Origin of the sequence: Bacillus cereus group sp. RP29, assembly GCF_040459765.1 — a bacterium.
GTDB classification, from domain to species: Bacteria; Bacillota; Bacilli; order Bacillales; family Bacillaceae_G; genus Bacillus_A; species Bacillus_A paranthracis.
Window position 1 is genome coordinate 3397576 of sequence record NZ_JARVHN010000001.1, and the last position, 20059, is coordinate 3417634.

Here is a 20059-nt window from a genome sequence, read left to right on the forward strand (position 1 = left end):
CTTCTTTTATATGTTCATTCACAATCATCACACACTTCCCAGTACGGCCCCATTTCGAGTGCTAAATACGGCTTTAATTGCAACCGAATCATCCGACTAGGCATACGTTCTAAAACGAATTGAATCCCTTCTTCTTCTTCATCTAATTCAACTTTTGAAATCGCAATTCTTTGCATCGTCGAAATAGGCATTCCCTCTTTATATAAAGTGATTTTCACCTCATCATATTCATTAAAATACAATTCAACACTCATTTGATTTTTCAACATTTCATTAACAATTTCATATTTATCATTTCGTTCCTGGATTATATATTTCCAGCCGCCTCTACCTTCTTCTTTCGGAGCTGCTTGAAACAATGTCATCAAATCCTCGTATAGCATAAGATAACCCCTCTCTTACTAAAAAACGATGAGTATTTTATATACCCTTTATCTCTATCAATATCCATATGTATTGTACCATATATCGCCGTTTTTACCGTATTCATTTGCTTCATACTGCATATAAAACAGCTGATTCTATTCATTGCTATATAAATTGTCTCTCATTGTATTTCTTAATATACTTCCAAACATTACCAATCCTACCAAACATAAGTAAATGCACTCTTACCCTCCGCTTAGTATTTCCTTACAATAACAAAAAAAGAAGAGTGACTTACATCACTCTCCTTAAAAGAACTTTCCAGTAGCTGCTAATGCTAATACTAGTATTAAAATTGTAAATACTAATGATACAATGAAACTAAAAATAGGTAATGCTTTCTTTTCATTCTTCTTAAAGAGTAACTTTAAACTAAGAAAGATGTTTACTGGTACAAATATAAAATAAAAGTATTTAACAATTTGCACCGAACTATTTGAAAGTGCTTTTAAAATAAACACTTCAATGAGAAAAACAATGAAAAACGAAATACTTAACCAAAATGAGACATAACTAAGCCAAGAATGTCTTTTTGTCCCCCAATACACTCCCATACGAATCTCCTTTTATTTGTATTCTATATGATTATAATTATACACAAAGTTAACAAATACCTTTATTTTTCGACAAATATTATACAAAATATATATTTAAACCTCATAAAAGTATTGTGTATTTCTATTTAATTTTACAAAAAAAACAGACTACTCCAATAGCATACTGCTATCTTGGAGTAGTCTGTTCTCTATTAAACTTTAAATCTTTCAATTAATACTTGTAACTCTTCAGCCATTTGAGAAAGCGTACCAGCTGCAGAACCAATTTCCTCCATCGAAGCTAATTGTTCTTCCGCTGATGCTGCAACGTTTTGAGTACTCGTCGCATTATTCTGCGCTGTCATTGCAATTTGTCCTACCGAAATAGACACTTCATTTGCACCTTTTGACATCCCGTTAGCCGTTTCAACCATCGTTTTAATTTGATCGGCAATTTCGTTTGTAGATTGTAAAATCTCAGTAAAGTTTTGCTTCGTTTCATTCGCAATTACAAGTCCAGATTGAACTTCTTCATTTACATGCCCCATTGATTTTACCGTCTTACTCATGTCATCTTGTATTTCACTTATTAATTTACTAATTTCACTAGAAGATACGCTAGACTTCTCCGCCAATTTACGTACTTCATCTGCAACGATTGCAAATCCTCTTCCGTGCTCTCCTGCTCTTGCAGCTTCAATTGCCGCATTCAAAGCTAGAAGATTTGTTTGATCTGCAATATTTTGAATGACTTCCAGTATGTCACCAATTTGTTTTGATTTATTATTTAATAACTGTATAACTTCATCTGACTGTGAAACAGATTCTGCAATAGACTGCATTTGATTTACTGTTTTTCCTACTAGTTTTCCACCATCTTCTGCTTTTTCACGAGTATGCGCAGAAGCCGTACTAATTGATGATGAACTATTTGCTACATGTTGAATTCCTTCTGTTACATTAAATAGTAACATTGCACCATTTTCTACACTTGTTGTTTGTGTTGTTGCCCCGCTCGATATTTCATCCATTGCCATTGTAATTTGCTCAGTCGCTTCACTCGCTTGTCTTACACTTGCCGTTAGCTCTTCTGATGCTGCTGCAACATGTCCAGCCGAAGTATTAATTCTTCCGATTAATGTTCGCAATGCATCAGTCATCTCATTAAATCCTTTTGCAAGTTGACCAATTTCATCATTAGAATGAATTTCGATGGTTTGCGTTAGATCTCCCTCACTTATTTCTTTAGAAGTGACAACTAATCTTTTTAATGGCTTCGTTATAGAAAGTGTCACAAAATAAATAAGTGCCCCTCCTATAACTAATGAAATGAACATAACAATTAACATATTATAAAATACAGGCTGCGCAGCTTCAATTACTTCATTTGAGTACATCGTCCCACTAATTTTCCAACCTGTTTTTACATTTGTAGCAAATACCATTTGTTTTTCGCTACCGTCATACATATATGAAAAAGCACCATGATTATCTTCATAAATTTTCTTGGCCCAAGAATCAGATGCTTTTTCTCCTGACTTCTCTTGAGGATGTGCAATTATTTTTTGTTTCCCATCTAAAATGAAAGCATATCCCTTTTTACCAATATTAATTAACTTCGTTGTTTTTAATAAATTATCTAAACTTAAATCTATCGCTACAACACCGTTTTTATCTTCTGCTTGTTTTGCAATCGTTACGACAATATGTCCATTTCCTTTTGCCTTATACGGCTCAGTAATTACAATACCACCTTGTTTTGCCACTGCATCTTTATACCAAGAACGTTCTGTTGGATCATAGTCCGCTGCCATTTGTATATTTGGTTCTTGCACAAATTTCTTATCATTTCCAGCAACGTATACTTGTTCAACATCTTTATTTAAATTAATATATTGAGATAACATCTTTCTTAATTCATCTTGATTTTCCCCTTGATACATATTCCCTTGAATCACTCGCGCAAAATTATTTATATCATTAAATTTTGCCTCAATCATTTGATTGATTAAATTATCTAATATTTTTATATTGTCGTGAGCACTACTCGTAATTTGTGATTCAAAATTCTTTTTAGTTGTTTGATAAGACATGCCTCCAATAATAGAGACAGCTGCAATTAAAATGACGAAAAATGAAATTAGTAGTTTTTTTGCTACTTTCATATCACGAAACCAATTTAATAGTCTACCCATTACAAACCTCCTGCTTTTCAATTTTATAAGATAAATATTGTGAATTATAAATATTTCCCATTCCCTAATTATTATTTTCATAACCTATTATGATGAATACTTTGTAAAGTTTAAACAAATAAATTCTATTTGTCTATATATTTGAATAATATTATTATAAAATTTACAAATGTAAAAAACCAAAGGAATATACCTTTGGTTTTTTACATTTTTTTATGCTGTTTAGAAATCTTTTTCCACTTATCACGCTCTGCTCTTGCAAGAACAGCATCTTGTTTTCTCATAAAATAGGCTAGTTCTCTTTGTAATTTTTTATAGCTTTGCAATCGATTTATCGTAATCATTCCGTTATCAATTGCCTTATGCACTGCACACCCTGGCTCATTTTCATGCTTACAGTCCCTAAAACGGCATGTATTTGCTAGTTCTTCAATATCAGAAAATGTTGTTTGAATCACATCGCTTCCTTCCCAAAGCTGCAGCTCCCTCATACCCGGAGTATCAATAACTAAACTACCACTCGGTAATCGGAACAATTCACGATGAGTTGTCGTATGCCTTCCTTTACTATCTTCCTCACGAATATCTCCCGTTTTTGCTACTTCAATTCCTATAAGTGCATTTAACAAAGTAGATTTCCCAACCCCTGATGACCCGACTAAAGCAATTGTTTTTCCTGAAGTAACGAATTGCTGCAACGATTCAATACCGGTATGCTCTACACTATCAACGACGAAGATTGGAACACCAATTGCCACAGCTTCCGTTTCAACAATTTTCTGCTCTATGTCCTCACATAAGCTACTCTTTGTTAAAACAATTACAGGCATTGCACCGCTTTCATACGCTAATAGTAAATAACGTTCCATTCTTCTTACATTAAAATCATGATTAAGTGCATTCACTAAAAATAGATAATCTACATTTGCTGCTATTACTTGTTCTTCCGTTCGAGTACCAGCCTCTTGTCTAGAAAAAGAGCTTCTCCTTGGAAAAATACGATGAATAATTGCTTTCTTCTCATTCTCTATTTTCTTTATATACACCCAATCACCAACTGCTGGATAATCTCCCTTCGTTACTGCTTCATGTCGAAACTTTCCAGACAGCTCTGCCATATATTCACCATCATTACAAATAATTCGATATATATGCTTATGCTCAAGTAAAATTCGTCCTACTTCAAAGTTCTCAACAGCTTGTTCCTCAAAAAAAGAACCCCAGCCGAACGATTCTAAAATATTTTGATTCAAATTGATATCCTCCCTAGTTTAAGCTAAGCGGAAGGATCGTGCGCTCCCTTATATAGTCTCGCCCTTTCCATCCACCTTTGTATTTGGTTTATGATTCATATAAGTTATTTTCGCCATAATACATCACCCCGTTCTCATTTTAATTACTCTCATTATATGGAATATTTATTTAAAAAGCTACCTTATTTAACTTAATTTTCAAACATTTTATTTTTCATCATTCTAATTTGTCCACGGTGATTAATCTCATCTTCTAGCACATGAAACCATAGATAGTACTGGTTATGCGCTACACCGTTAGGCCACTTTCTTTCTGACATTAGCCATGCATCATCTTGTTCACTCAAATACTTCAGTGATTCTTCTCGAACACTTTGTAGAAGCTGTACATAATACTTTATTTCATGACCACGGATTGTTCTCCCCACTTCGCCTAAATACAGTGCGTCTTTCCATATTTCTAATTCTTCCTTTGTAAAGTCACGCTCTTGAAATGAAATAAGCTGATGTGCTTTTTCAATAGCTGCTATATGCTTTAGTAACGCTCCAATGGAATTCCCTCCACTCGGTATCATTAAATCTAATTACTCAACCGATAGATCTCTTATTTCCAGGAATGCTACAGCCCTTGTATGCTCCAGCATGCTTACTAATTCCCCTATATTTTTTGTATAACCATCCACACTTCTTATTCGGTAATCTATATTCATATCACGCAACCCTTTTTACATTCATATTAAGGAATAACTGCTTCGTATAATAGACTCCTATATATCAGATTTTTCTCATATAATTAAATTGAATATAGAACAAAAACCAAACAAACTTTCTCAATATGCTTCTATGAAATATTAAAAGGAATCAATATAAAATAATCGAATCTTATTCACTAAAAGGAGTGGATTCGATGGAAATGTATCAATGGCTAACTGCTATACTCGTTGGTGGCATTACCGGTTTCGTTTCCCATCTAATCAATAACCAAGGTAAGTTATTGCTTCCACGCCGTTTGAAGACTTTTTTTCACTTTGGGTTTTTGACTGATATTTTCACTGGTAGTCTAGCTGCACTTCTTGGACTCGTTTTATTTGATGTCACCTTAATAAAAGAAATTATTAAAGTATCCATTGTGACTGCTATTTCCGGTCAGACTTTTTTACTACATCAAGCTCTTGGTGGCGAACAGGCTAAAAATACGCAAATCGGGAAAGCTGATGAGAAGATTCAAGAAATTGACAAATTATTGCGACGTTAGTCTATACTTTTTTTGAAAATTATTGCTATAATAAACAATAAATATTTTCTATTGCGTCGTTTGTCAGAAGAAAGGGTGTTTCGTATGACAAAAAAGAAAATAGAAGATTTCTTAACAGACACTGAAAAAGAGGAACTGCTAGAAAACTATAAATGTTTACGAGAAGCCCGCACAAAAAGCGAAGCTAACTATTTTGGAGAAGCAGTAAACCATCTATTAAATAAAGCTAAACAACGAATTATTAAAGATGCAGGCATACATGATGAAAATGCAGCAACTGTTCAATCAAAGAGAAAAGCACTGTTTTAGTTCATTAGCTAAAACAGTGCTTTTTATTATGTTATTTTTCACATTACTTTCACATCTATTTCACAATTATAAGTAGTCCTATATGTTATACTCAGTATATCCTTTTCCAAGGAGCTATATGCCGATATATGAATCCCTATCTCTATAGGGATTTTTATTTTTGGGCTTTTTTTATTTGTAAAGACTTTATGACGCAATTCCTGTTTCACGATTCTCAGTTAGTCTTTCACTTTTTCTAAACAGAAATAAAGCTAAAATATATAATAACGCAGTAAAACTACCTACAAATATAAAATTGTGAGATGCTGCAAATAACATTCCTGCCATTGCCGCTCCAATCATTTGACCAATATACATAGAAGCATTAGCTAGAGCCGCTCCTGTTCCTCTTGCTACGATAGATATGTTTTGTAAGTGCCTCATCATTAATACAAACAAAATTCCTGTCATAAAAAATAAAACAAAGAATAATAACTCCACAAATATAATGTTATTTACATGAGGGAGTAATACATATAGCACTGCTGTAAATATAATTCCACCATAGAAAGAAAGGTTATAACCAATTTTATTTACGATTCTAGGACCAAAAATATTACCAGTTAAATTTCCTAATCCTAATACGAGCATAGCTGTTCCTATTTCATGAATTTGCAAGCCAAATTGAATAGACAGCCACACACCGAAAAATGAAAATGCAGCAAAATTACCAGTTTGAAAAACAAAATATGCAAAATAAGAAAGTGAAACCTTTGAATCTGTAAGTAATTGTTTATAGCGCTCTAAGATGTTTGTTTTACTTTCACCTATATGAACCGGTTGTATTTCTGGTAATACTACATAAATAAGAATGACAAGTAATGCTGATAATATACCAATGACGAAGAATGGTGTTGTATAGTGTATCATTGCCAAATACGATCCAACTGGCAGTCCTAAAATTTGAGAGAGTGACAATCCTGCTGTTGCAATCCCAATTGCCTTTACAATTTGTTCCTTCTCTATAAGCAGAGGAATAGATGCCCACACTTGTGGAGATACAAAGGCTGCACTTACACCTGCTAAAAATCTAAATATTAACATCCATAGAAAACTCGGTGCAATTCCACATAAAAACGTACTTAATGCAAAAAAACTCATTCCTATTACCATCACTTTTTTTCTGTTTAAACTATCTGATATAGGACCAGCGATAAGTGCAAATGCAGCATATCCTACAGCATATGAACTCACCATCCACCCTGACAACTCAATTGAAATATGATACACCTGTTGTAATGTCGGTAAAAGTGGTGAAATTAAGAAAGTATCTGTACCGATCATAAACATGATTGTAAAGAATACAGCTAGTACTCTTTTCATTTAAATCTTCTCCTTTTATATGAAAGGAGGGAATTATCCCTCCTTTCAACTAATCTTCTAAAATAGATTCAATCTCTTTCATGACATCTTCATTCAATGAAACTTCCACCGCTCTTACACTTTCTCTTATTTGCTCCGCTCGTTTCCCACCAGGAATAACAGTATCAATTCCTTTTTGGTTTAATAACCATGCTAAAGCTACATGCGATAATTCGAGTTCCTTTTCTTTAGCTATGTCTTTTAACTTTTCAACTTTCTTAAAGTTACTCTTATATGTATTCTCTTCAAATAGATTTACACTTTGACGCCAATCTCCTTTATTCAATTTGAAATCTTCTGTATATTTTCCACCTAGTATCCCAAAAGCAAGAGGCCCGTAAGGAATAAATGAAATACCTGATTCTATACAATATGGCAAAAGTTCTTGCCCAGCAGTACGATCTAACATATTATACGGTGATTGTACAACATCTATGTGCCCATGCTGATTCGCTTCTTTTAATTGCTCTACGTTTACGTTAGATATTCCAATTGAACGAATTTTCCCTTCTTCTTTTAGGCGAGTAAGTTCTCCAATTGAATCTATCTAACTTGTTTCTGGATTTGTAAAATGTAAATAATATAAATCAATATAATCAGTTTGCAATCTTCTTAAGCTATTTTCCACAGCATTTCTTAAATAGCTTGGTTCATTATTCATATAAACCTCTCCATTTAGTAACGGCTGTATTCCACCTTTTGTAGCAAATACAACTTCGTGACGTTTTCCTTTCAATACTTCCCCTACCAATTCTTCTGATCTGCCGAAACCGTATGAATCTGCTGTATCAAAAAATGTAATCCCTTGCTCCATAGCTTCTTCTATTAATTGTTTTCCTTCTCCCTCATTCACATCAGCATATAAATTATATCCCCCTACAGCGTTTGTTCCTAACCCCAACTTTGAAATATGTAGTCCTGCCTTTTGCAATTTTGTATACTTCATTTTTTCTCCCCCCCTATATTTCTATTGTTCGAATATATTCGAACAATAGAAATATACCATTTTATATGTTATAGTGCAAATATATTAACTTATACAAGCAGGTGAAAAAATGCGTACTCTCTATCATCCAAATCGAGAAGAAATTCAATTCTCTTCTGTTCTATATGCACTTAGCGATCAAATTCGTTTACAAATTGTAACTATGCTACTAGAAAAAAACGAACAATCTTGTGGCGCGTTAAACATTCCAATCGCGAAATCAACTTTATCACACCATTTCAAAGTTTTACGTGAATCCGGTGTTATGTATACACGCCTTGAAGGAACTCAACGTTTCATTTCAATTCGTGAAGATGACTTAAATGCTAGATTCCCCGGTTTATTAGATGTCATAATACATGCGACAGAACCATACTAAAAAACATCTCATATGAATATGAGATGTTTTTTAGTATTTTCTATTCTTTTAATAAATCTAATAAACCATTCCCTTCAGATGTACGTTCATATCCTAAAGGTACAGTTCTTTTAATAAGTTGTGCATATATTTCTGGTTCTGATAACTTTCTACCATATTCCCTTTCACACTGCTTTATGAGCAATGCCAGTGCTCCAGCGACATGCGGTGTGGCCATAGAAGTTCCACTTAATACCGCATATTTCCCTTCAGGATACGTAGATAATATTTCATCGCCTGGCGCCACTAAATCAATTTCTTGATTTGAATTACTAAAACATGCGATTTTCCGCTCTAAATTGACGGCACCCACTTCAATTACTTCTGAGTATGCACCTGGGAAATCTAGTTCCTCCGTATTATCATTACAATCTCCATTATTTCCAGCAGCACATACGACGAGAACATCTTGCTTTACCGCATTTTGAATTGCTTCATGTAATTCTGGAACATCTTGCGGGCCACCAAGTGACATGGAAATGACTCTAACTCTTTCTTTATTAGGCCCTCTCCAATTTACAGCATAATGTATCGCCTCAATAATTTGCTCATAACTTCCAGAACCATCTCCTGCTAAAACCTTTAACACTAACATTTTAGCAAGTGGTGCGACTCCTAAAACACCAACTCCATTTTCAGTCGCTGCAATTGTCCCAGCTACATGAGTACCATGTCCGTTATTATCAAGATAAATATTTGGATCTCCTTCGTAATCTTTCGTGAAATTTCTTCCGCCGATAATACGATCCTTTAAATCTATATGATTCATATCACACCCTGTATCTAATACTGCAACAACAATATCTTTTCCTTTTGTACTCTTCTCCCATACTTGTGGAGCATGAATGAGTTGTACACCTGGCGGAATTTCATTTACTTGTTCAACCACCTTATCTACTGTAAAAGGAATCAATTGTATACCTTTTTGTTTATTCGCTGTACTACTATTCATTGTAATCCCTCCTGAAAATATATTATTTTCATTTCAGACCACTTTTGAAAACACTTACATGTAACATTCGTTTTATGTGTTTCGTTTTCCTTCCTTAAAAATGTTTCTCAATAAGGCTTACGAAATTTATACTACTCTTTTATTTATCTCGTAATTTGTAGACATCAAAAATCCGATTGGTACAACCAATAACCAAAATAAAAGGACCACTAAATTGGTCCTTTTACTGTCTTTCAAGAATGATATGAAATTTTTAAAATAATATAAATTAAGACTAAGCCTCACTCTTGTTTAAAAACTTCTCTATTTCTTTTATTAAATATTTCGCTCCATCTATACTAACAGTAATGTTTCCATTTGCTAATGATATGTTTTGATTTGAAACATCACCTGTTATTTGACAAGCATTGTAAGGTTGATATTTTTGTAAAATGACTTTGTCTTCTTCTACGAAAATTTCAAGCGGTGATTTAATTTGTATTCCCAATACATCACGTAATTCTTTAGGAATTACAATTCGTCCTAATTCGTCTACTTTTCGAATAACTCCTGTTGCTTTCATATTACTTCCTCCCTTACTATTTATTAATTTTTTCACCTCGCTTTTTCCATTTTATCACTTTTTGGTAATACCTGCCTCTTTTTAGAAAATTTTGTACTCAAGTTAAAAAAACACATTTAACGAATACGTAATCTCTCTTTCAATTGTTTTAAATAACGAAATCGAATCAGTAAAAAATATACAACTTGAATTCCTACGAAAATACTTAATACAATCGCATTTTCTTTAAATAGTGAGTACTCAAACATCTGTCCGAGTGCAGTTAACGCTACTGCCCCATGTAATGTTGCAACACCTATTGGAACAAAGAATAAAAGCGCCAATCGAATTGTAACTACTTTCGATAATTCTCCACTTGTTAAGCCTACTTTTCGAATCATTTCAAACAAACGAGTATCATCCTCCAAGTCAGAAAACAAACGGAAATAAAGGAAGCTTCCTGCACATACGAAAAATACAATACCGATAAAGAAACCTACAAATAGAATTGGTCCTGCAATTTGTAAACTTTGGTTTTGTGCGTACTCTTCTGCACTAAACGTTGCATGTTCTTCGTAAGGTTTCATCTGATGCGTTAGTTCTTTCCCAACCTCAATTTCATCTTTCGTTCCCTCTGTTTTGTATACATAATTTTTTTCCTCTTTAAATCCATCTTGTAATGCATCATACTGCTTGTTAGAGATTACATAAACGTTACCTCTTATTATTTTACTTAATGAAGACGTATTAATTTTTTTCACTTTTAAAGGTTCATTCAAATGTGGCAACGTAATTTCTTTTCTTTCTTTCATCGGTGGTCCTGGTATATCAACTGCCAAAAATAAAACTTCTTTTTTGGATCCCTCATGAAAGGGTTCTCCTGTTAACTTCGCATATTCCTTATAGTCTGATTCCTTTATAAACGTGGCGCTTCTTAACGACTGCTCCTCCGTTTTCTTTGTTGAAATATTAGTTTTTGAAGCTGCTATACTATGTTTCTTTAACCCTTCGTCAATCATCTTCAAATGCTGTGATTCATTACTATTTCCTTGCTTAGAATGATAGTGAAACGCAATTGGTCTCTCCATAACCGCCTTTGTCATTGATGTAAAGCCAACTAATGTACCTATTGCTGAAAATGCTACAGTTGAAATTATCGTTACAATAAAGAACATTCTTGCGTTATCTCTCATACGGTAAGCTAAATCTGACAACGTAATAATATTTGTCTGTGTCCAATAAAAACGTTTACTTTTTTTACATAGTCTAATAATAAAAACACTCAACTGCTTGTACAGCAAATACGTACCAATAATGACTACCGTTGTAACAGGAATCATCATGATAAATACCATTGCACCGTGTGACATAAGCGCTCCTGTATATCCGGCACTAAGCAATATAACTGCTAATATAGAAGAAATAATGGATGCTTTCGGTTCCGGCTTCGCTTCTGCCGATCCTCTAAACAATTTCATAATTTTATTTTTTCGAATCATTCCTGCACTAAACAATGAAATGATCATAAATAATACGAAAAACATAATACTCGTTACAACAATGGCTTTCATTGGAATGTAATAAGGTAAGGAAATATCTAACTTTAATATCATTGGAGCTATAAATAGTAATATTCCGGAAAATAGCATTCCAGCAAGTATCCCAAAAATAATTGCCCCTATTCCAATCATAATATTTTCAAAAAAGATAAGACGCTTTAATTGATATTTCGTCATACCTAACATCATTAAAATTCCTAGTTCACGCTTTCTCGTTTTTAAAAACATTCCCATCGAATATAAAATAAAGAAAAATGTAAATAAGTAAATAATGGACTGTGCAAAAGACATACTTACGAACACATATCGTCCCAATTCTCCAGCACTTAATGCCGGATGAAACGCAAAAAACGAATAAACAAAAAAGGCCATAATAGCAAATGCACTACTTAAAAAATATGCTGAATATGTTCGTCTATTTCGCGTCACATTCCGATATGCGAGTTCTCTAATATTCATATTACTTCTCCGCCCTTCTACTAACTATGTTCTTATATTAGTAAAGTACGGAAATCCCTTCCATCGATTCAAATGACAAAAACCTTACATTATTGAAAGGTTTCAAAAAAAATTGCTTAAACGATGCAGTTTCATTATAATGACTACATTCATATTCATACACACATCCTATTGTATATTCGTTAATTTTGCGAAATAATAAAGGATAGAAGTATGTACCAATATACATATAAACTTATTTACCGCTTTAATATGAATAGGAGGAAAACATAATGACATTGCAAGAACAGATTATGAAAGCATTACACGTCCAACCTGTAATTGATCCGAAAGCAGAAATCCGTAAACGTGTTGATTTCTTAAAAGATTATGTAAAAAAAACAGGTGCGAAAGGATTTGTACTTGGAATTAGTGGCGGACAAGACTCTACATTAGCTGGACGTTTAGCTCAGCTTGCAGTGGAGGAAATTCGTAATGAAGGTGGTAACGCAACGTTTATTGCCGTGCGCCTTCCTTATAAAGTGCAAAAAGACGAAGATGATGCGCAATTAGCATTACAATTTATTCAAGCTGATCAATCTGTTGCATTTGATATCGCTTCAACAGTTGATACTTTCTCAAATCAATACGAAAACTTATTAGGTGAATCATTAACAGATTTCAATAAAGGTAACGTGAAAGCACGTATCCGTATGGTTACGCAGTACGCAATCGGTGGTCAACAAGGGCTACTTGTGATTGGAACAGATCACGCTGCAGAAGCTGTAACAGGATTCTTTACAAAATTCGGAGATGGTGGTGCAGACCTATTACCATTAACAGGATTAACGAAACGCCAAGGACGCGCTCTATTACAAGAATTAGGTGCAGACGAGCGACTTTACTTAAAAATGCCAACAGCTGATTTATTAGATGAAAAACCAGGTCAAGCTGATGAAACAGAGTTAGGTATTACGTATGATCAACTTGATGACTACTTAGAAGGTAAAGCAGTTCCAGCTGACGTTGCAGAAAAGATTGAAAAACGTTACACAGTGAGTGAGCATAAAAGACAAGTACCAGCATCAATGTTTGATGATTGGTGGAAATAAATAAAACATAAAAAAGAAGCTAATCTCATTTAGCTTCTTTTTTTATATGTTAACGATATACCCCTACCCTTTTCTCCAATAAATCTTGCAGGCAATCTTCATGCTGTTTACAAAATAACGGTGGCATGTCGTCTAACGGGAAAAACTTCAAATCCAACGTTTCATCACCATCTACTTTTTTGTCGCCTCCAACTATTGAGCATGAAAAACACATCACAATTGACTGCGCCTTGTCTCCATTTGGATATGATTGAAAATATTTTGTATACACTCCAATAAGTTCATTTATTTCTACATCATACCCGGTTTCTTCTTTTATTTCTCGAATTGCAGTTTCCGCAGCCGATTCTCCTATCTCCATTGCCCCCCCTGGAAAGCCCCAAGCGTTAAAGTCGCCTCTTTTTTGCAGTAATACTTCTCCTTCTTTATTAAATACAAAACCACCGGCAAAGTTTAAGAAAACATAATCATGCCCTACTTTTTCGCGTAATTCTTTTATATAATTGGCCATTCTCTTTCCCCTTTTCATACTTCTTTTATCGCTATTCCTTATCTTTTTCAAGCAATTCAATAATTCGATCTAGCTTCTGATTCATATGCATCACTTGTTGTTTTTTTGCAGCACTGCTTTGCAATACTCTTTTAATGAACAAAGTAAATGATAGGAAAAACAAAACGATAAGTCCGATTACTAAACAAGTATATATCAATGTAAAAATATCACTCTCGAACAAATTCATTTAGATTCCACATCCTTCCTCCTTTCATTTTATCATATAATTCTGATTTTTGTAGTAATACATAAGGAAAAGAGCATCCTTTACAGATGCTCTCTTTCACCGATTAATACGTAAATGTAATTGTCACTAATGAATAATCTGCCATCGCACTATAAGGTGCTACTTGATAAGACACACGCTTTGCACCTTTTGGCCAATTTATTTCATTTAATACTTTCTTTATATCTTGCATCGTCCCATCCATAGACTGCTTATATCGTACTTCTACCTTTTCTGGCTTAGAAGCAAATTGTTGCTGTAATTTCTTCTTAAACTCACTATAATTCTCTGCTCCGTATTGTGTAGACATATATTTTAAATTTGTTTCTTTTAACATTTGTTCATACGCCGCAGTCTTTGAACTACCCACTTTTATTTTGTTTGTTAATTCATTAAAGTAGCTTGTAGATGCTGCAGGATATTTGCTACGATCCCATTCGTGATCTTTACTTAACTGCTCGTCAGACATATTAAAATATGAATATGTTACACGTCCAGCTTTATCTGGCACTGGATCATCGAATGTAGTATCAAGGTGGTACCATTTGTTTTCAATGTTCACTAAATTCCATGCGTGAGCTTGTCCATTTCCTGTACCTGTTACAATATGGTTTTGGATACCTGCTTCTTTTAGTAATTCATATGTTAATAACGTATATCCTTGGCAAACAGCAGAGCGATTCGCTAACGCTTCATATGCTGTATATGCTTGATACGACGTGTCATACGATACATATTTTACAACGTAATCATGAATAGCTTTTACTTTCTCATGATCATCCATCCCTGGTTTTACAATCGAGCCGATAATCGCTTTTGCCTGAGATTTTACATATTGTGTTTGCTCCTTCGATTCACGGTACTTCACTTGCAGTGTAAACGTATAGTTTCCTGGTAACCCTTTAATGGAATATCTAGTAGACGCTACATTATATTTTACATACTCATCTGCATCTACAATTTTATTAAACTCGCCATACAATTCATCCATAATACTTCTAGCATTTCTATCTTTTGTTTTATATGTGATTGTAATATTTTCTTCTCGATTATCAACCTGTTTTTTTAATTCTTTTTTGAAATCATTTAACAACTTTGTATCTGATTGCGATGTCGCTACAGTTTGATTTGTAGCTGCATAAGATACAGATGACGCGTGTAAGCCCCCCATTACTATAGTTGAACAAAGTGCGGCAGCTGTCACATACTTACTTGTCTTTCCCATCATGTCACTCCTTACATTCTATAACTATACGAAAAAGTATCGTATAGTTTCAGAGTATACAATACTTTTTCGTATAGGTCATATGAGATTATGCATATTTAACATTGTAAAAGGGTTGTTCTTTTTACAAGAACACCCCTTTTCATTAACAAGTTTGTAATACACAACATGCATTTTCAAAACGTCGATTTTTCAAGTCTTCATTTCCTATACAGAAATAAAGCATCCCTAAATCTCCCCACATCATATTACAATTTTTAGTATCTGAATCAATTTGGAATAAAAGCGTCATTTGCTGCGGATCTATGTCCATATATTGTCCAGTCTCGTATAATACCTCATCTTGTACAGAAAATGGCTCACCAAATATTTGATGGTTATCATAGTTGTCTGGGATTAGCTCTTCAAGTAATTGCAAGAAACGGTCCGAATCAGCCTCATCTTCAATGAAAAGCTCTGGCAATTTATACGTTAATTCAAAAGTAATTGCACACTGGTTATAATTCGTTTGCAATTCATCTCCTCTTCGTAATTGCTCTACAGGAACATCATAATAAAGCACACGCCCCGCTCCAGTTGGATTCACATCTTCTTCAAAGTAATTTTCCACGGTAAAGAAATATAACATCCCCGTCTTAGGAAGATCGTGATTCATACCAATATTTTGTAAATCCTTTAAATTAAATTGTGCAATAAACTGTAACGTATTTCCTTTATGCGTTGGATATTCAAATGTAAATGGCAAGTCAGGAACCCCTCCCATTTTCGAACTACCTATCGCTACTGTTTCCTCCTGCTTTGGCACAACTTTTATACAAGGAAATACAGTATTCATAAGTTCCTCTTTTAAATGCGTCAGCCCATATTTATCAATTAATACTTCAATTTGTTTATTCATACATTCTCCTTATATTTACATACTTATTTGTATCATCGCACAAAAATTATACTCCATTCTTTATAAAAACAACAAGCCTCCAAAAAAACGGGCTCTTCCTTCATACGCGAACAAGTTTAAAAAAGCATAGTATACATTGTTCCTACAAACACGATAGTTCATTATTTCTTCCAGTACATTTTCCCCTCGTTCATTTTTATTTTTAATTTAAGGAGGAATTCCACATGGGTTACGGATATAGTTGCGGCGGTTACGGTTACGGCGGTTACGGCGGTAGTTGCGGTGGATGTGGTTATGGAGGCTTCGCTTTATTAATCGTTTTATTTATCCTTCTAATCATCATCGGAGCTAGCTGTTGGGGTGGCTTTGTAGGCTGCTAATAAATTTAAAAACTATTGTAAAAAAGCACGTATAATACGTGCTTTTTTGCCATTTTCAAATATTTTATGTGAAAGGAAGTATGACTTTATGAAGATTGATGGTGTTTTTGAAGGAGGCGGTGTACGCGGAATTGCGCATGTAGGGGCAATTTGCGCGTTAGCTGAAAAAGGCTATGAATGGGAACGTGTAGCTGGAACATCAGCTGGTTCGATTATCGCTGCGCTCCTAGCAGCAGGATACTCTTGCTCAGAGCTAAAAACGATTATAACAAATATTGATTATGATAAATTTACGAAGAGAACCTTCATTGACAGAATCCCGTTTATTGGAAAAGGATTAAGCGCATGGACTACTCTTGGTATTTACTCTAATATTTTTATCGAAGAATGGATTGAAGAATTACTTCGAAAAAAAGGAGTTCACTTATTTACAGATTTACCTGATTTAAATAAGCTTAAAATTATCGCTTCTGATATAAGTAATGGTAAAATGGTTATCTTTCCTGATGACTTACCGAACTACGGATTTTTAAATTATCGCTTCTCTATTGCTAAAGCTGTACGAATGAGTAGTACAATCCCCTTCTTTTTTGAACCGGTAAAATGGAGAACCCCAAAATGGAAGCAGCCTTGTTATATGGTTGATGGAGGAATTTTAAGCAATTATCCAATTTGGATTTTCGACTCCCCTACCTCTCCCCGCTGGCCGACTTTTGGGTTTCATTTCGTAAAAGATGAGATTCAAGCTGACCCAGCCCACTACAACGAGCCTATCTCCATGTTCAAAGGACTTTTTAAAACAATGATGCAAGCCCATGATTTACGTCATTTAGACAAGGAATCAAAAGCAAGAACAATTACAATCCCAACAGGATCCATTACTAGTACAAACTTTGAGTTAACAATGGAAGAAAAAGAGTGGCTATACAATTCTGGTTATAACGCCGCAAATAAGTTTTTACAATCGTGGAATTTCAGACAATATATTGATAACTATAGAAACGGAAATCAGGATCGAAAATCAAATCGTTATTTCCGTCAACTTGACTCATAATATTATTATCTTTTATACGAGAACACGTAACGCTTTCAAAAAATAAGCCTAGTAATATAATATATTACTAAGCTTATTTACTTTCTGTATCATTATTATACGTTGTTTAAGGATAAGTTAACCCTTCTGCTTCCTCTGCAGTAATAACAGTGTATCGATTTCCCGTTCGTAATCCTAACAATTCTGCTTTTTCAATTGCTTCCTGCTTCGTCTCCGCATAAGCAGCTAAATATTTTTCTCCATTGATAATTTGGCAAATTACATATTGTTTCATTACTTTCTCCTCTTACTTTTTCATTAGTTGTGCAAGTTTTTTTATACCTATTTCAATTTCTTCTAATGTTGCGTATGAATATGGATACAAATTTTCATTTCTTCTATACAATATACACTATCATAATAAATTTAAATAGGAGGAAATATGATGAGTGAAGCAATTATTCATGGGATCATTCTTGCATTTGGTCTTATCATTCCATTAGGTGTTCAAAATGTTTTCGTCTTTAACCAAGGTGCGAGCCAACCAAATATTTGGAGGGCAGCCCCTGTCGTATTAACTGCCTCTATATGTGATACGTTACTCATATTGATAGCGGTACAAGGTGTTTCCCTTGTACTCCTTACTTTTTCTTGGCTAACTAACTCGTTATATATAATTGGATTTTTCTTTCTCCTATACATGGGCTTTGTTATTTGGAGAAGTAACCCTTCCAACGATGTAAAACAAGAAAAAAGTATGCCAGTAAAAAAACAAATACTTTTCGCTGCATCGGTTTCATTATTAAATCCACATGCAATTTTAGATACAATCGGTGTAATTGGAACAAATTCGATTCAATACATAGGAAATGAAAAATGGGCTTTCACACTTGCAACTATTATCGTTTCTTGGATTTGGTTTATAAGCTTAGCTTTAGCGGGGAAATTTCTAAAAAGGCTAGACTCAACCGGAAAGACAATCGTATTATTAAATAAATGTTCTGGTCTCATCATATGGAGTGTCGCACTTTATATGTTAAAACAAGTTATTTATTCCTAATGAACGAAAGAGAATTGCATGTTACTGAAAACATCATGCAATTCTCTTACAAATTATGAAGTAGGTTCTGGTTTCTTTTTTACGTTCTTTGCATCTTTTGCTGGTTTAATCCAAATGATTGCTATAGCAGCACCAATCCCAGCGAGAATACTTGTTACATAAAACACTTCATGGTCAGCACCTTTCATGAAAAAAGAGTATAGAGGTGGTCCAGCTGCTACACCGATAAATCGCATAGAACTATAAAATGACGTAACCGTCCCCCTTTGCTCCTTTTCAATTCCTTGTGTAATGAGAGCATCTAAACATGGGAGTGCCATACCAATTCCTACCCCCATAATAACGAGACAAAGAAGTAGTAAATAAATTCCTTTTATAAATAAAGGAATGATGACTGATGCAGCAGCCATTAAAAAACCAATGTAAATACACTTCTTCATCACATTTTGGTTATCTCCAATTTTTTTGCCAGCCATATATGAACTAAGTGACAGTACAAGTAACGGGATTGCAAGTACACACCCTTTCCAAATACCATGAATGTCATACTTTGATTCCAATATAGTTGACAAATAAAAGAGAATTCCGAATAAAATAAGCATAATAATTGCACCTAATGCAAAAATGGCAATTAACCATCTTCCTTTTTCTCGAAACGTAGCAAGAATTGATTTTATAAACTCTTTAAGCGGTGGTACTTCTCCTTCTTGTTTCTTTGCCTTTACTAGAACAAGTAATAAAACAATTGATACTACGCATAAAACTGGAATCGCCCAAAACGGCAAGAACCATACAATGGCAGCCAGAGCAGACCCTAAAATAGGGCTCAACACTTTCCCAAATGTATTGGATGTTTCGATGATTCCTAAACCTGTACTAACTTGTTTTTCATCTTTGTATAAATCACCAACACACGGTATAACAACTGGCATTGCACCAGCAGCACCAATACCTTGAATCGCTCTACCGATCAATATCCAAGTGTAGGGATTATCAACTTTCCAAGATACCCAACCAGTTATCGCTCCTCCTATAGCCGCAATCAGCAAACTCGGAACCATTACCATCTTTCGTCCCCATCTATCTGATAAATAACCAGCAATCGGTATAAGTAGAATGGCTACGATAGAATAAATGGTAATAATCATGGATACTTGAAACGATGAAATATGTAATTTCTTTTCAATAGTCGGCAGAATTGGAATGAGCATTGAATTCCCTAATGTCATAACAAGTGGAACTGATGCAAGCGCAATCAAACAACAGTTTTCTTTTTTTAACATGTTGGCTTCGAAACCTTTCAT

21 protein-coding genes and 2 pseudogenes are annotated in these 20059 nt (G+C 34.2%); 7 read left to right on the forward strand and 16 right to left on the reverse strand.

What is annotated here, in order from left to right; translation table 11 throughout:
• Nucleotides 1-14 precede the first annotated feature (14 nt).
• From QCI47_RS18110 to QCI47_RS18130, 5 genes and pseudogenes are all read right to left on the reverse strand, one after another.
• On the reverse strand, nucleotides 15-383 hold the full coding sequence (locus QCI47_RS18110; RefSeq protein WP_074607232.1) for a DUF3979 family protein: 369 nt from the start codon (nucleotides 381-383) through the stop codon (nucleotides 15-17).
• A 291-nt stretch (nucleotides 384-674) separates the two neighbouring features.
• Nucleotides 675-980, reverse strand: coding sequence for a hypothetical protein (locus tag QCI47_RS18115; RefSeq protein ID WP_000539567.1), 306 nt, complete (start codon nucleotides 978-980; stop codon nucleotides 675-677).
• A gap of 194 nt (nucleotides 981-1174) precedes the next feature.
• A complete protein-coding gene (locus tag QCI47_RS18120; protein ID WP_086707668.1) occupies nucleotides 1175-3157 on the reverse strand; it encodes a HAMP domain-containing methyl-accepting chemotaxis protein in 1983 nt (660 codons plus the stop codon).
• Nucleotides 3158-3360: 203 nt separating this feature from the next.
• On the reverse strand, nucleotides 3361-4410 hold the full coding sequence (rsgA, locus tag QCI47_RS18125) for a ribosome small subunit-dependent GTPase A (protein WP_309422698.1): 1050 nt from the start codon (nucleotides 4408-4410) through the stop codon (nucleotides 3361-3363).
• Between the two features lie 191 nt (nucleotides 4411-4601).
• Nucleotides 4602-5120 (reverse strand): annotated as a pseudogene (locus QCI47_RS18130) (DinB family protein).
• Between the two features lie 197 nt (nucleotides 5121-5317).
• Between QCI47_RS18130 and QCI47_RS18135 the strand changes: the two are divergent.
• Nucleotides 5318-5665: a DUF4257 domain-containing protein gene (locus tag QCI47_RS18135; RefSeq protein WP_000426313.1), complete on the forward strand. Its 348-nt coding sequence runs from the start codon at nucleotides 5318-5320 to the stop codon at nucleotides 5663-5665.
• An 84-nt stretch (nucleotides 5666-5749) separates the two neighbouring features.
• Complete coding sequence (locus tag QCI47_RS18140) at nucleotides 5750-5974, forward strand: hypothetical protein (protein WP_000162601.1); 225 nt, start codon at nucleotides 5750-5752, stop codon at nucleotides 5972-5974.
• A 186-nt stretch (nucleotides 5975-6160) separates the two neighbouring features.
• Here the strand turns inward: QCI47_RS18140 and QCI47_RS18145 are convergent, their stop codons facing one another.
• Nucleotides 6161-7336 (reverse strand): MFS transporter, encoded by a 1176-nt coding sequence (locus QCI47_RS18145; protein ID WP_074540774.1) that lies wholly within the window; start codon nucleotides 7334-7336, stop codon nucleotides 6161-6163.
• A gap of 49 nt (nucleotides 7337-7385) precedes the next feature.
• Nucleotides 7386-8321 (reverse strand): annotated as a pseudogene (locus QCI47_RS18150) (aldo/keto reductase).
• A gap of 109 nt (nucleotides 8322-8430) precedes the next feature.
• Here QCI47_RS18150 and QCI47_RS18155 point away from each other — a divergent pair.
• Nucleotides 8431-8739, forward strand: a complete 309-nt coding sequence (locus tag QCI47_RS18155; protein WP_001259915.1) for an ArsR/SmtB family transcription factor — start codon at nucleotides 8431-8433, stop codon at nucleotides 8737-8739.
• A 40-nt stretch (nucleotides 8740-8779) separates the two neighbouring features.
• On the opposite strand, the gene QCI47_RS18160 is transcribed toward QCI47_RS18155, so the two are convergent.
• The 3 genes from QCI47_RS18160 to QCI47_RS18170 all read right to left on the reverse strand — a co-directional run bounded on the left by QCI47_RS18160 (nucleotide 8780) and on the right by QCI47_RS18170 (nucleotide 12289).
• Nucleotides 8780-9730, reverse strand: coding sequence for a serine protease (locus QCI47_RS18160; protein WP_001089047.1), 951 nt, complete (start codon nucleotides 9728-9730; stop codon nucleotides 8780-8782).
• Nucleotides 9731-10004: 274 nt separating this feature from the next.
• Nucleotides 10005-10292, reverse strand: a complete 288-nt coding sequence (locus tag QCI47_RS18165) for an AbrB/MazE/SpoVT family DNA-binding domain-containing protein (protein WP_000648330.1) — start codon at nucleotides 10290-10292, stop codon at nucleotides 10005-10007.
• A gap of 116 nt (nucleotides 10293-10408) precedes the next feature.
• Nucleotides 10409-12289, reverse strand: coding sequence for an FtsX-like permease family protein (locus QCI47_RS18170; protein ID WP_061130931.1), 1881 nt, complete (start codon nucleotides 12287-12289; stop codon nucleotides 10409-10411).
• Between the two features lie 272 nt (nucleotides 12290-12561).
• Between QCI47_RS18170 and nadE the strand changes: the two genes are divergently transcribed.
• Complete coding sequence (gene nadE / locus QCI47_RS18175) at nucleotides 12562-13380, forward strand: ammonia-dependent NAD(+) synthetase (protein WP_061130932.1); 819 nt, start codon at nucleotides 12562-12564, stop codon at nucleotides 13378-13380.
• 49 nt (nucleotides 13381-13429) lie between these two features.
• On the opposite strand, the gene QCI47_RS18180 is transcribed toward nadE, so the two are convergent.
• From QCI47_RS18180 to QCI47_RS18195, 4 genes are all read right to left on the reverse strand, one after another.
• On the reverse strand, nucleotides 13430-13891 hold the full coding sequence (locus QCI47_RS18180; RefSeq protein ID WP_000035005.1) for an NUDIX hydrolase: 462 nt from the start codon (nucleotides 13889-13891) through the stop codon (nucleotides 13430-13432).
• A gap of 31 nt (nucleotides 13892-13922) precedes the next feature.
• Entirely contained in the window at nucleotides 13923-14120 is a 198-nt protein-coding gene (locus tag QCI47_RS18185; protein ID WP_001048092.1) for a DUF4083 domain-containing protein, read from the reverse strand.
• Between the two features lie 103 nt (nucleotides 14121-14223).
• Entirely contained in the window at nucleotides 14224-15384 is a 1161-nt protein-coding gene (locus QCI47_RS18190; RefSeq protein WP_309422697.1) for a transglutaminase domain-containing protein, read from the reverse strand.
• A 145-nt stretch (nucleotides 15385-15529) separates the two neighbouring features.
• Nucleotides 15530-16282: a YwqG family protein gene (locus tag QCI47_RS18195; protein WP_001041265.1), complete on the reverse strand. Its 753-nt coding sequence runs from the start codon at nucleotides 16280-16282 to the stop codon at nucleotides 15530-15532.
• A 224-nt stretch (nucleotides 16283-16506) separates the two neighbouring features.
• Here QCI47_RS18195 and QCI47_RS18200 point away from each other — a divergent pair, with 224 nt between their 5' ends.
• Together QCI47_RS18200 and QCI47_RS18205 are read left to right on the forward strand one after the other, a co-directional pair.
• Nucleotides 16507-16662 carry a YjcZ family sporulation protein gene (locus tag QCI47_RS18200; protein WP_000540426.1) on the forward strand — a complete coding sequence of 52 codons (156 nt, stop codon included), beginning with the start codon at nucleotides 16507-16509 and terminating at the stop codon, nucleotides 16660-16662.
• Nucleotides 16663-16750: 88 nt separating this feature from the next.
• Nucleotides 16751-17716 carry a patatin-like phospholipase family protein gene (locus tag QCI47_RS18205; protein WP_000686816.1) on the forward strand — a complete coding sequence of 322 codons (966 nt, stop codon included), beginning with the start codon at nucleotides 16751-16753 and terminating at the stop codon, nucleotides 17714-17716.
• Between the two features lie 106 nt (nucleotides 17717-17822).
• Here QCI47_RS18205 and QCI47_RS18210 read toward each other — a convergent pair whose 3' ends face one another.
• On the reverse strand, nucleotides 17823-17990 hold the full coding sequence (locus QCI47_RS18210; protein ID WP_000816383.1) for a DUF3933 family protein: 168 nt from the start codon (nucleotides 17988-17990) through the stop codon (nucleotides 17823-17825).
• 150 nt (nucleotides 17991-18140) lie between these two features.
• Between QCI47_RS18210 and QCI47_RS18215 the strand changes: the two genes are divergently transcribed.
• Entirely contained in the window at nucleotides 18141-18755 is a 615-nt protein-coding gene (locus QCI47_RS18215) for a LysE/ArgO family amino acid transporter (RefSeq protein WP_220778740.1), read from the forward strand.
• A gap of 53 nt (nucleotides 18756-18808) precedes the next feature.
• Here QCI47_RS18215 and bcbE read toward each other — a convergent pair whose 3' ends face one another.
• The gene (gene bcbE / locus QCI47_RS18220; protein WP_033670231.1) at nucleotides 18809-20038 is read right to left on the reverse strand and encodes a bacillibactin exporter BcbE; all 1230 of its coding nucleotides are present in this window, start codon (nucleotides 20036-20038) and stop codon (nucleotides 18809-18811) included.
• Between the last annotated feature and the right edge of the window lie 21 nt (nucleotides 20039-20059).

What these genes read in the sequence shown, in the direction of transcription:
- QCI47_RS18110 (WP_074607232.1), bottom strand. Translation starts at nt 383, where the DNA reads ATGCTATACGAGGATTTGATGACATTGTTTCAAGCAGCTCCGAAAGAA.
- QCI47_RS18115 (WP_000539567.1), bottom strand. Translation starts at nt 980, where the DNA reads ATGGGAGTGTATTGGGGGACAAAAAGACATTCTTGGCTTAGTTATGTC.
- QCI47_RS18120 (WP_086707668.1), bottom strand. Translation starts at nt 3,157, where the DNA reads ATGGGTAGACTATTAAATTGGTTTCGTGATATGAAAGTAGCAAAAAAA.
- QCI47_RS18135 (WP_000426313.1), top strand. Translation starts at nt 5,318, where the DNA reads ATGGAAATGTATCAATGGCTAACTGCTATACTCGTTGGTGGCATTACC.
- QCI47_RS18140 (WP_000162601.1), top strand. Translation starts at nt 5,750, where the DNA reads ATGACAAAAAAGAAAATAGAAGATTTCTTAACAGACACTGAAAAAGAG.
- QCI47_RS18145 (WP_074540774.1), bottom strand. Translation starts at nt 7,336, where the DNA reads ATGAAAAGAGTACTAGCTGTATTCTTTACAATCATGTTTATGATCGGT.
- QCI47_RS18155 (WP_001259915.1), top strand. Translation starts at nt 8,431, where the DNA reads ATGCGTACTCTCTATCATCCAAATCGAGAAGAAATTCAATTCTCTTCT.
- QCI47_RS18160 (WP_001089047.1), bottom strand. Translation starts at nt 9,730, where the DNA reads ATGAATAGTAGTACAGCGAATAAACAAAAAGGTATACAATTGATTCCT.
- QCI47_RS18165 (WP_000648330.1), bottom strand. Translation starts at nt 10,292, where the DNA reads ATGAAAGCAACAGGAGTTATTCGAAAAGTAGACGAATTAGGACGAATT.
- QCI47_RS18170 (WP_061130931.1), bottom strand. Translation starts at nt 12,289, where the DNA reads ATGAATATTAGAGAACTCGCATATCGGAATGTGACGCGAAATAGACGA.
- nadE (WP_061130932.1), top strand. Translation starts at nt 12,562, where the DNA reads ATGACATTGCAAGAACAGATTATGAAAGCATTACACGTCCAACCTGTA.
- QCI47_RS18180 (WP_000035005.1), bottom strand. Translation starts at nt 13,891, where the DNA reads ATGGCCAATTATATAAAAGAATTACGCGAAAAAGTAGGGCATGATTAT.
- QCI47_RS18185 (WP_001048092.1), bottom strand. Translation starts at nt 14,120, where the DNA reads ATGAATTTGTTCGAGAGTGATATTTTTACATTGATATATACTTGTTTA.
- QCI47_RS18190 (WP_309422697.1), bottom strand. Translation starts at nt 15,384, where the DNA reads ATGGGAAAGACAAGTAAGTATGTGACAGCTGCCGCACTTTGTTCAACT.
- QCI47_RS18195 (WP_001041265.1), bottom strand. Translation starts at nt 16,282, where the DNA reads ATGAATAAACAAATTGAAGTATTAATTGATAAATATGGGCTGACGCAT.
- QCI47_RS18200 (WP_000540426.1), top strand. Translation starts at nt 16,507, where the DNA reads ATGGGTTACGGATATAGTTGCGGCGGTTACGGTTACGGCGGTTACGGC.
- QCI47_RS18205 (WP_000686816.1), top strand. Translation starts at nt 16,751, where the DNA reads ATGAAGATTGATGGTGTTTTTGAAGGAGGCGGTGTACGCGGAATTGCG.
- QCI47_RS18210 (WP_000816383.1), bottom strand. Translation starts at nt 17,990, where the DNA reads ATGAAACAATATGTAATTTGCCAAATTATCAATGGAGAAAAATATTTA.
- QCI47_RS18215 (WP_220778740.1), top strand. Translation starts at nt 18,141, where the DNA reads ATGAGTGAAGCAATTATTCATGGGATCATTCTTGCATTTGGTCTTATC.
- bcbE (WP_033670231.1), bottom strand. Translation starts at nt 20,038, where the DNA reads ATGTTAAAAAAAGAAAACTGTTGTTTGATTGCGCTTGCATCAGTTCCA.